Source organism: Treponema phagedenis, assembly GCF_008153345.1.
Taxonomy (GTDB): Bacteria; Spirochaetota; Spirochaetia; order Treponematales; family Treponemataceae; genus Treponema; species Treponema phagedenis.
On the sequence record NZ_CP042818.1, the window covers coordinates 2,784,125 to 2,796,144 of the forward strand.

At 39.0% G+C, this 12,020-nt stretch carries 8 protein-coding genes; all 8 read right to left on the bottom strand.

Going from position 1 to position 12,020, the window contains the following annotated elements; genetic code table 11:
* Positions 1 to 78: 78 nt before the first annotated feature.
* Complete coding sequence (locus tag FUT79_RS12255; protein WP_024753173.1) at positions 79 to 1,455, bottom strand: uracil-xanthine permease family protein; 1,377 nt, start codon at positions 1,453 to 1,455, stop codon at positions 79 to 81.
* A 566-nt stretch (positions 1,456 to 2,021) separates the two neighbouring features.
* The gene (ssnA, locus tag FUT79_RS12260; RefSeq protein ID WP_024753171.1) at positions 2,022 to 3,344 is read right to left on the bottom strand and encodes a putative aminohydrolase SsnA; all 1,323 of its coding nucleotides are present in this window, start codon (positions 3,342 to 3,344) and stop codon (positions 2,022 to 2,024) included.
* Between the two features lie 748 nt (positions 3,345 to 4,092).
* The gene (locus FUT79_RS12265) at positions 4,093 to 5,775 is read right to left on the bottom strand and encodes a selenate reductase (RefSeq protein WP_148879167.1); all 1,683 of its coding nucleotides are present in this window, start codon (positions 5,773 to 5,775) and stop codon (positions 4,093 to 4,095) included.
* Between the two features lie 21 nt (positions 5,776 to 5,796).
* Positions 5,797 to 6,999, bottom strand: coding sequence for a diaminopropionate ammonia-lyase (dpaL, locus tag FUT79_RS12270; RefSeq protein ID WP_024753169.1), 1,203 nt, complete (start codon positions 6,997 to 6,999; stop codon positions 5,797 to 5,799).
* Positions 7,000 to 7,106: 107 nt separating this feature from the next.
* The gene (locus FUT79_RS12275) at positions 7,107 to 8,429 is read right to left on the bottom strand and encodes a YgeY family selenium metabolism-linked hydrolase (RefSeq protein ID WP_002699321.1); all 1,323 of its coding nucleotides are present in this window, start codon (positions 8,427 to 8,429) and stop codon (positions 7,107 to 7,109) included.
* Positions 8,430 to 8,447: 18 nt separating this feature from the next.
* Positions 8,448 to 9,641: a knotted carbamoyltransferase YgeW gene (ygeW, locus tag FUT79_RS12280; protein ID WP_002699320.1), complete on the bottom strand. Its 1,194-nt coding sequence runs from the start codon at positions 9,639 to 9,641 to the stop codon at positions 8,448 to 8,450.
* Between the two features lie 29 nt (positions 9,642 to 9,670).
* Positions 9,671 to 10,378 carry a helix-turn-helix transcriptional regulator gene (locus FUT79_RS12285; protein ID WP_244951096.1) on the bottom strand — a complete coding sequence of 236 codons (708 nt, stop codon included), beginning with the start codon at positions 10,376 to 10,378 and terminating at the stop codon, positions 9,671 to 9,673.
* An 86-nt stretch (positions 10,379 to 10,464) separates the two neighbouring features.
* The gene (gene hydA, locus FUT79_RS12290) at positions 10,465 to 11,874 is read right to left on the bottom strand and encodes a dihydropyrimidinase (protein ID WP_024753167.1); all 1,410 of its coding nucleotides are present in this window, start codon (positions 11,872 to 11,874) and stop codon (positions 10,465 to 10,467) included.
* Positions 11,875 to 12,020: the final 146 nt, after the last annotated feature.

The window sequence follows — 12,020 nt, forward strand, 5'->3', positions numbered from 1 at the left end:
CCTCCTCAATCGGTTCTTATTATTGCTCAAAAGATACAGCAGTCGGTATTGCGCTATCGACTGCCGCATCTTCTCATATTATTTTGCGATGTCTTCCGCTTTTTTCGGAATTATAACATTTAAAATTATTGCACATAGAGTCGCAAGAACTACCGGAGATGAACCTATTGCCGTCTTCACCATTAAAGCCGTAGGCCCGTAAACTTCAACATTAAAGAGTTGCGGCACAGCCGTAACTCCCATACCGATAGCAACCGAGAGTCCGATTATGCTTGTATTTCTAAAACTTAACGGTTCTTTCGCAATAAGCTTGATACCCGTCATGGTAATTGAAGAGAATACGGGAATTGTCGCTCCGCCAAGAACCGGTGTAGGTATTGTCGTAAGCAGCGCACCGAACTTCGGAATTAATCCTGCTATTAAAATAATAATCGCCGCTTGGGCAAACACTCTTCTGTTAACAACCTTGGTCGTGCCAACTATACCGACATTCTGACTGAACGTTGCGGTCGGCAATCCGCCTATAAGAGATCCAAGCATATTGGTAATACCGTAAGCAATAATTCCACCGCTTAATTCTTTTTCCGTCGGCTCTCTGTCAAGCCCTCCTACGGTAGTTGCTGTAAAATCCCCGATTGCCTGAACAGAGTTTACAATAAATAAAATTACAAAAGATATAATTACCGATGTTTCAAATTGCGGTGCAAAATGAAGTATGGGATTTTGATTAATAATTATACTTGAACTTGCTATCTTGGAAAAATTTACCAATCCAAGCGGTATCGAAACAAGATATCCGATTATTATTGAAATCAATATTGAAGAAAGTTTGATAAATCCTTTTCCAAAATGATTTAAAGCGGTTACAATTGCTAAAGTTAAAAATCCTACAAATAAATTTTTCGGATTTGCAAAGTCTTTTGCCATAGCATTACCGCCGCCAATATATCTGATGGCTATCGGATACAATGAAAGGCCGATTGTAAATACAACGGTTCCCGTTACCAGCGGCGGGAACAAAGGCTTTAAATACTTTACGAACATACCGAAAAGCAATGCACAAGCACCGCCGACAATCATCGCTCCTACTATTACACCTATTGCCTTCTCGGAACCGAATGCAGGATTCTTGCTGTATGTAGAAGCAACCGATTGCATTGTGGGAACATACGCAAAACTGACTCCCAGTATTACCGGTAAGCTTGAACCGATTTTTTTCCCTATCGGGAAAAGCTGCACCAGTGTTGATAAACCCGCTATCACCAATGACATTTGTATAAGCAACACCAAATTGTCTTGTGACAGATTGGCTCCCGCCACTCCACCTACCAAAAGCGCAGGAGTGATGCAGCCTACTATCATTGCTACAACGTGCTGAAATGCCATCGGCATAGTTTCATTAAGACTCGGTTTTCCTTCTAATTGGAACAACAACCCTTTTGTGTCTTTTTCCATAGTTTTCTCCCATAAAAGTCCAGTCGCTACCTAGACTTTTTCAATAGTTTGTTTACAAACAAAAGCAAATCGACAGCCGCTTACAAGCACGGCAATCGCCACCCTGTTTGTTTTATATGCTCATAACGCTCCATCAATCGCCATGCAGCGGAATCTTTGCAACGTTTTTAAGCCTTACTAAAACACACGCCATCCTTTCATCGCCGGATGCCGTCATCATTTGCGGAACACAGGAAATACAATTTTTCCGCATCTTTTAATAATCACCAAAGAACATCAAACGCTTCCGTCTTTGAGTTAATTTTTTCATTCCGTGTCGGGCGTTGCGGTTTGAACTTTTTCGCACATCCGGCACAGTTTCGGCTGCGGAGATTAACACTTACAAACCGCCGGGCTTTCCGGGGCTGGCAGTATTTTTCCGCGGGAATTATGAGCACGGTACCGTCGAACAAGTTTTGAAAAACTTGTCCAACGCTCCTCCAATCCCTAACGCAGGTTGATATTTTGCTTAGGAACCGTTGCAAAATAGCAACTTATCGGCTGTTAGCGTCAGTGCGCACCGCCTATCACATCTCCTTCCAAATTTCAGCAGCACGAATTCTTGATTCGCTCATTATTTTATCTACATCAATTCCAAGCACTTCTCTATCTTTCATTACAATTTTTCCGTTTATAACCGTGTGTATGGTTTGTTTTCCGCTTAGCCCGAAAACCAGATGACCGAACCAGTTATCTTTATGCATCGGAGTTGGAGGGTTATACTCTGCAACCGCAATATCGGCGTAAGCACCTTTTTCGATAACTCCGAGATTTTTATTAAAGTATTTGGAAAGTATAATAGGATTATTTGTGAATTGCATTTGTTTTGTTTCCGCAAAGCCAACAGTCGGATCGGAAGCTTCATGGCTCATCAGGATTTTTGCAACCTTCATGGACTCATACATATCATTTGTATATGCATCAGTGCCAAGGCCGACTACAATACCTTTTTCCAAAAGCTTTAACACATTGGTTGTTCCCACCGCATTATTCATGTTTGACTCGGGATTGTGTACCACATTGGTATTTGTTTTTTTTAATATATCCATCTCACCCGCATTAATATGCACACAGTGAGCCGCAATAGTTCGCTCGCCTAAAATATCAAAATCAAAAAGCCTGTTGACAATTCTTTTTTTGTATTTTTTTAAGCATAAGAGTTCATCCTCAAGCCCTTCAGCCACGTGGATATGATACCCGTCATAAACTCCTTCCATTGCTTCTCTTACTTTATAAAGAGTTTCATCCGACACGGTAAAAGATGCGTGAAGCCCGAAAAGCCCTTTAATCATATCGCTTTCATTTTTTTGAGCAGCCTTGATAAAAGCTATGTTTTCTTTAATTGCCCTATCCCGTACATCATCACCATATCTGTCGGTTACTTCATAACAAAGGGAAGTTCTTATGCCGAGTTTTTTTGCCGCCTCCGCAATGATAAATAAAGAGCCGTCTAAAGACTGAGGCCCCGAATGGTGGTCAATTACGGTGGTAACCCCGTTCATAATAGAATCGATATACGTGGTAAGCGCATTGAGCTCAACATCTTTTTCCTTAAGTTTGCTGTCCAATGACCACCATAAATTTTCAAGCACATTGAAAAAATTATCGGTAGGTTTGGTTACGGATATGCCTCTTGCATAGGCGGAATAGATATGACTGTGAGTGCAAATAAAACCGGGAAGAATAATTCCTCCCTTTGCATCAAGAATAGTTTCTGTCTTGTAGTGTTTTTTAATTTCATCGGAATTTCCGACATCGACAATTATATTGTCTTTTATATAAACAGCGCCGTTATCGTAGAATGTTGAATTCTTGTCATTTGTTATGACTTTGCCATTTGTTATTATCATGCATACTCCAAAATCAGACTGAAAACTCAAATCTATCTGATCGAAATTTAATTTATTGAAAACCGATGTTAAAAAACAAAAATCTTCAGCTTTCAACGCCGTGATAAATTGTGAATACTCATTATTTAACAGTCATCTTTTAAATTAAATCACTATTCATTTTTAAAGATGATGTTAAACATAATAAACCCCGCCCTCACTGTTAAAGTAAGCGGCATTTATTCTTTTTATATTTTATCGCTATAGTGTGAATATAGTATACAGTGTAACACAGCTTGCTTTTTACGTAAACTGTTTTTTTAATATATCCGGTAAAAAAATTCAGCCGTCACCAGCAGCTCAAAAACTGTTTTATCAATCTCCCCCATCTTATGTAGTAACGGCTTCAGCATTCCGACGGTAACGGGCACGGATGCCCGTGGTTCAAGGCAGCAACGGCTCAAAAACTGTTTTATCAATCTCCTCAATCTTATGCAATAACGGCTTCAGCATTCCGATGGTAACGGGCACGGATGCCCGTGGTTCCAGACAGCAGCGATGTTTTAAAGCAAAAGTGTTTGTAAGGCTTTAAAACTCGCAGGGTTTGTTTTGCCATGGACGGCAAAACAAACCCGTTGCGCCGTGTCGATCTCTTTTTTATAAAGAGTATGAAAAACGAATCACGTTACCGGAAAACCCTGCAATCAATAAAACCGTTAAATTAAAAACCAGCGGCTTCAAAAAACAATCAATTTTCCGACTGTTGTTTTCATTCTATATAGTACGGCATGTCTTCCGCAATTTTACTATATATATTTTTAAGTTCTTTCGGCAGTTCGCCAACCCCCTCATCTCCGTTTAGCCGATAATAAAATTCTCCTTGCTTTTTATAAAACCCCGGATTTTCAGAATTATGAAAATCATCAAGCGTATTAAAAATTGTTATTCTGTCTTTATAAGGGCGCGCAGGCTCAATGCAATAAAACTGACAATTTCCGCATTCATTACAAACAGAATCGATATGGACTATTATTTTTTTATCATCTAAAACCAATTCTTCGTTTGCTCTATTCGGACACACCCTTATACAGTTTTTACAAAGAACTCTGCATTCGTATGAATCATCTTTAATTCCTTCAAAGCTCTTATGTAAATCATATTTTTTTCTTTCTTTTTCACTCTTTATATAGTTTTTATTTTTAAGCGAGTCTTTTCTTAATGCTTCGATTTTTTCGGTGTCTGTTATTTTGTTTTTCTTGTATTCAACCTCTTCCAACTTATCAGCAAGTTGTTTTAGGTTATCAAGCCCTGCCGGCTTCAAAAGAACAGTGCATACGGTTACCGGAAATATGCCCGCATCAAATAATTCTTTAATATTATTTTTATCCGCTCCGCCCGAAAAGCTTATCGGAAGTTTTCCGTCAAAGGCTTTTGAAAGTTTTGCAGCTGTTGCAATTGATAAAGGATACAGTGCTTTCCCAGACATATACATATCGCTGCCCGGGAGCTCTCGGTTATTTATTGCAACTTGGAATGTATTTGTAAGCTTTACGCCAAATTCCAAATTTAAATTTTTTGCTAAGTTCTGAAGATTTTTTATCATTACTACCGCATCGTCAAATTGTAAATCGATATCAAATTGATGACGACCGAATTGTATATAATCATATCCCATCTCATCTAAAACTTTTCTTACATACTCATAGCCTAAGAGCGTCGGATTACATTTAATATACGTATGAAGTTTTTTTTCGGTGAGTATGTATTTTACTATTTTTTCTATTTCTTCAGGCGGAGTTCCGTGCATTGTAGAAAGGGTGAGAGAGTTGCATATATTCGGGCTTATAGATTCTATAAATTCTCTGTCAACTTTTTTAAACATCGGCAATAGTTCGATTAAATCTTCCTTGCATTGTTTATATACTTTTGTATTACGCGCGTCTTTTAAAGTTTCAATAAACTCATCAATCAGAGGATGTTTTATGCCTTCAAGATTATACCCTACCGACATATTAAAGATAAATCCTTCAGGCGAACCTAAGTCTAATTCTTTTGCCAAAACTTTACATACAAACCATGCACGTACATATTCATCTCGCGCAATATCGGCTCTGAATTCACTTGACCATTCAATATTATACGCTTCATCATCGGCACGTATACAAGGTCTTTGTATTCCCAGTTCTTCTCCATAAAGATATTGCACTGTTTTTAATTCTATAAATCTTGCTCCGCCGACATAATCGGCTGCAATATTATGTGCAAGCTGGGTATGCGGCCCTGCCGCAACGCCAAGAGGCGATTCCAAGTCAGAACCGAATATTTTTAAAACCTTATCATTGTTTTTTTTAAATATACCTTTAACATTATATATTGTTTGTTTCTTTTCATATTCAGTAAATATGTGTTTGAGTATGTTTTTAAAGCCAACGCCATACATTGTATCGCTCATAGATACCTCCCTGTTTATGAATTACAAACTTGAATCTTTACCGTCCCAAACAGTCTTTAAATAGTTGTCCTTGTCGGTATCTCCTTCTGTTGAAAAACAAAGTACAATCGATGAAGAGTCAAGTCCTATTTTTTCTTTTATATTTTTAAGACTATCATCCGTCATAAGCTTTGATACAACCCCTGCCGTAACCGCACCGGATTCTCCAGAAATTATTTTCTTATCATTTTTAAGAGGATTACCCAGCAGTCTCATTCCGTGTGCGGCAAAACAATCATCAACCGATAAGAAACTGTGTGCATATTTTTTAAGTATCGGCCAGCCGACGGTTACCGGTTCTCCGCAGTTAAGCCCTGCCATTATTGAATCCATATCTCCCGTAACAGGATGGAGTTTGCCGTCATCCGCCTTAGCGGTTTGATACAGACATGCCGCTTTATGCGGTTCAACAATAACGATTGTGGGGATGGCATCTTTCATTACATTCGCAAAAAAGCCGGTAACTGCGGACGCAAGCGAGCCTACACCTGCTTGCAAAAAAATATGCGTAGGAAGCGAGCCCTTTTCTTTCAGTTCATTATATGCTTCATATGCCATTGTCATATATCCTTGCATGATATATCGGGGAATATCTTCGTATCCTTCCCATGATGTATCCTGCACTAATATGCCGTTGTGTGTTTTAGCATACTCATCTGCAAGGCGAACACATTCATCATAGTTGTATTCGTAGATATCGGCATCGGCATTTTCAGCCCGTATATTATCAAGCCTTTCACGGGCGGTTCCCTTAGGCATAAAAACTTTTGATTTTTGCTTTAATTGGTTTGCAGTCCATGCAACACCTCTGCCGTGATTGCCGTCAGTTGCCGTTGCAAAAGTAATTTCTCCTAATTTTTCTTTTATTTCTTTTGAGATCATTCGTTCATAAGGAAGGTCTTCCACACTCATACCAAGTCTGTCCGCAATATAACTCCCGATCGCAAATGATCCGCCAAGTACTTTAAACGCATTAAGGCCGAATCGATATGATTCATCTTTTACAAAGATGTTTTTAATTCCCAAATAATTTGATAAATGCGCAAGTTCTACAAGAGGTGTTTTTTCATATTGAGGAAAGCTCTTATGAAAATTTATTACGCGCTTAGCTACCGTATCATTTATAAAACGTATATCAACATCCCGGGGGTCTTTTCTCATAGAAGCCAGTAATATTTTTTCCATAGTTATTCCTTTCCGTTATTTTTATCGGTTAAAAGTTTTGTGTAACATGTTCTTCTTACATGTTCGATATGTAAACAATGAGCTATCATAGAGATAGCTCATAATGTTTAACCTTCGATATACATTGTCGGCAGTGCGGCATACACTGCGGCACAAGTGATTAAATCTTGCTTAAATGTTATTTCGTTCGGCGCATGAGCCTGATCTTCCGCTCCCGGTCCAAATCCGATTGTCGGAATTTTGTGCCGCCCCATAATTGCTACGCCGTTTGTCGAGAACGTCCACTTGTCTACAAGAGGCCGCGAAAATCTCTTCTCTTCTTCTTTTTTTATCGGAGGAGAAATTCTCTTATCCCCATAAAGTGCTTTGTATGCTTTTTCCAAAGCGACTGTTACTTTATGGTCTTTAGGAATTACCCACGTCGGAAAATAGCACTCTTGTTCATACGAAAGTCCTTTCCAAGACGGACGCGCATACTTATACATGGTAACCTTTGCATTGTGTTTTTTACAGGCGGGCAAGTCTTCAATTTCCTTAATGCAGCTTTCCCAAGTTTCTCCGGCGGTCATTCTTCTATCAAGAGATATAGCACAAGAATCGGCTACCGCACACCGCGACGGAGATGTAAAGAAGATTTCAGAGGTTGTTACTGTTCCTCTTCCAAGGAAATTTGCTTCTTCATATTCGGGGTTATATTTTTTATCAAGCATCTTTACAAGGCCTTTGATTTCAACACTGTCATCCGCCGGATTCTCGTTTAAGGCTTCAACCTCTTTTAAGATTTCAGCCATTTTATAAATAGCGTTGTCTCCGCGTTCGGGAGCGGATCCATGGCAGCTGACTCCGCTTACTTCTACGCGAATTTCCATTCTGCCGCGCTGTCCCCGGTAGATACCGCCGTCAGTCGGTTCGGTGGAAACAACAAACTCGGGCTTTATACCTTCCTGTTCAATCATATAAAGCCAGCAGTTTCCGTCGCAGTCTTCTTCTTGCACAGTACCTGTTACCAAAACTTTGAACTTATCATTTAAAAGTCCCAAGTCTTTCATAATTTTTGCAGCATATACCGATGCAACAGGGCCGCCAAGCTGATCGCTTGTTCCTCTGCCGCCTATTGTATGTTCGTCTTCATAACCTTCATACGGATCAAACTTCCAGTTATCCCTGTTTCCGATGCCTACCGTGTCAATATGTCCGTCAAATGCGATTATCGTCTTACCGGTTCCCATTTCTCCAAGCACATTGCCCTGCTTGTCAATCCATGTTTTATCAAATCCGACCTTATCCATTTCCTGTTGGATTCTTTTTGCTTTTTCACCTTCTTCACATGATTCACCCTTAAGCTGTACCAAATCTCTTAAGAATTTAATCATATCTTCGTGATATTCAGCCGCTTTTGCTTTAATTTTTTCAAAATCCATGTTTGCCATTTCTATCTCCTTATTGAATTACTTATCATTAATTCTTGCCGTATCTTTATTCCAAAGCTCTTCCAATTTTGCTTTGGGATTTTGTATTTTTTGTAGGAAAATCATTGCTGCGATTATATACGGTTTAAAGCTTGCTTCGGTGTACAGCTCTTTTCTGTATTTATCAAAAACTTTTTTATCAACTTCTCCCGCTTCACAGGAAACGCCGGTAATATCGGCAGGGAGCGGGTGTCCATAAAGAGCGTTCCCGTTTTTTGTCAGCTTCATAAGTTCTTCGGTAACTGTCCAATCTTTATGCGTTGCGTTTTGCTTAAGAAGTCTTTGCTCAAGTTTATCTATTCCGTCAAAGTCGCCCCTGCCATAGAGCTCTGTTCTTTCTTCCATTGCCGCAAAAGGCGCCCACGATTTAGGATATACAATATCGGCATCTTTAAATGCTTCTTCCATAGAGTTTGATATTGTAAATGAACCGCCGTATTTTTTAACATTGTTTTTTGCAACACCGACTACATCTTCCATTACGTTATATCCTTCCGGATGTGCAAGGACAACATCCATGCCGAGTCTTGTCCAAAGCCCTATGCCACCTTGAGGCACCGATAAGGGTTTACCGTATGACGGTGAATATGCCCATGTAAGCGCAATTTTTTTGCCTTTCAGGTTTTCAAACCCGTTAAAATAATGTGCAAAGTGGAGTGTGTCAGCCATCATTTGTGTCGGATGGTCTATATCGCATTGTAAAGATATCACGGTGGGCTTTTGCTCAAGAATGCCTTCTTCATATCCAAGCTTTACGCTGTCGGCAAATTCTTTTTGATATGTGTGTCCCTTTCCGATATACATATCATCCCTGATACCGATAACATCCGCCATAAATGAAACCATATTTGCGGTTTCAAGCAATGTTTCGCCGTGTGCAATTTGAGATTTCTTTTCGTCCAAATCCTGTACTTCAAGCCCTAAAAGATTACACGCCGATGCAAAAGAGAATCTTGTTCTGGTTGAATTATCTCTGAAAATCGAAATCCCAAGTCCGGAATCAAATATTTTTGCAGACTTGTTATTTTCGCGCAGCTTTCTGATAGCATCCGCAACGGCAAATACCGCTTTCAACTCGTCATCGGTTTTATCCCAAGTCAGAAAAAAGTTCTCATTGTACAGTCCTTTAAAATCCAACTTGTCCAAGCTTCCGATCAACTCTTTAAAATCCATGTTAAACCTCCACAATTGTTTTAATTGTTTTATTCTTGTATCGATTTTTCAATTTCGCCAAGATATCTGTAAATTGTTTGGGCGGATATATCCAAAAGTTCCGCAACCTTATTAACCGAGCCCTTATATTTAAATACATTTAATTTATAAAGCTCCCGTATAGGATTGCCTTCCGATTCTATATTCTTAACAGGAATATTTCTATCCCAATGCACAAATACATTTCTTATTATTCCTTCAAGGATTGAGTCCATTGATTCGTCAAAATAATCTTTTGAACCGGCAAGATTTTCTTCAAGCCCGTAAAGCACTTCATTGGTGTAAAAGTCTCTAAACTCCAAATACTTTGTCAGGTCATAATTTACGCAAAGCAAGCCTATAAGCTCTCCGCCCTGTTTTATATAGTATGTAGATGCTCTAAACACCCGCTGGTTAGACTCATTGATGATGATATAATTTAAAACACAATCATGTTTCCGATAATCGCTTCGCATTATTTTCTCAAGCGTATATCCCGTTATCTCATCACCTACTTTTCTGTTTGAAAGTCTTCCGTTTACCATAAAAATTATTTTGCTATATCCCTTGTGATAATCCCGCAAAACCACTTCGCAATTTGGTCCCGCAACAACCGAAATAAACTGCGCAATAGAAATGTATTGCTCAAGAATTCTTTCTTTTTCGTCCCTCTCTATGATACCTGCCTCCTCATTATTGTATAATAAAAAATTACCCAAGTCAACAATTTTTAAGAATTTTTTATTGCATTTTGCACTATTTTTACTCTTATTTACAAGTAAGAAAAACCTGAATTTTCTTAAACCTATCGCACCGCAGCGTATGCTTGTTCGCGTTTTCTAAAGACAAATGCTCCATCCCCTTTCTTGCCTAAAAATTTTCCATACTGCGCAACAAGTTTGCCTCTTAAAAAAACCATTGCAATGCTGCACTTACTTTCAAAACCTTCATACGTATTATAATCGCAAACAGAGTGTTGTGTTTTAACGGAGATGGTTTTTTTCCTATTGGGATCTATTATTGTGATGTCGGCATCGGAACCGACTTTTAATGCGCCTTTCTTAGGATACATTCCGAAAATTTTTGCGGCATTTGTACTCATTACCTCAACAAACCTGTTTAAACTCATTCTTCCCTTCATAACTCCTTCGGAAAAAACAACCATAGGTCTTTCTTCAACGCCCGGTGCGCCTCCCGGTGAAGCGGTAAAATTTTTTATATGAGGAAGTTTATCTCTTTTTAAATTGAACGGGCAATGGTCTGTCGCCACAACTTGCAATGTTTTATCTTCAAGAGCGTTCCATAACGATTCTCTATCAGCTTTTTTTCTCAGCGGAGGCGCCATAAGGTATTTCATCCCCTCCTCATCTCCGTCTTCAAAATACTTTTCCTCCGTCAGCGTTAAATATTGGGTACATGTTTCAGCATAAAGATTTTTTTGTCCGAGAGCCCTTCCCAATCTAATTCTTTCAACCGATTCATGGGCAGAAGTATGAACAATGTATATCGGCCCGTCTCCTATCAATTTTGCTAAATTTAAAAGCTCATCAACAGACTCCGCCTCTGCTTCATTTGGTCTTGAATACGCATGATAAATAGGGGAGATTTTGTTCTCGCTGACAAATTTATTTCTTAAATAATTGGTTATCTTATCATTTTCGCAATGAATGGTGAGAAGCCCGCCCGCTTTTTTCATAACCTCAATAATCTTATAAAAATCAACCTCATTCATTGCGTATCCATAGGTTGAGTATGCTTTAAAAGACGCAATGCCTTCGTTTTTCACGATATCATATAATTCTTCCAATATAGAATCATCAACGTGTTGAATAACACCATGGAAAGAATAATCAACAACGGACTTTTTCCCAAGCTCTTTATAATTGTTTAAAGAATAATGAAGATTACACCCCTGAGGCCCAAAGGCAATATGGTCTATAATCATCGTAGTTCCTCCGCATGCGGCGGCAATCGTCCCTGTATAAAAATCATCTACAGAGGTGTACGTTTCGGATTGCTTCAGTTCCATATGCGTGTGCGGATCAATAAGCCCCGGCATCACATACAACCCCGCCGCATCATACACTGCCTCACAAGTCTTTTCCTTATGCGCAAAGTCGCCAATCCCTGCAATAACTTCGCCCTCAATAAAAACATCCGCCTTTTTAACTTCTGAATCGGTTACGATTGTTCCGTTTTTAATTAATATGTTCATTATTTTACTTCCTAATTGTGTGAGATAGGTTGATTATAGTACATCAAATAATAGCTTGCAATTAGAACAGAGGAATTTTTAAATTTTGGGCATTCCTCGATACCTTGTAAGAGTTTTAAAGCTTTGTAAGCAGACTTGCGTTAAAA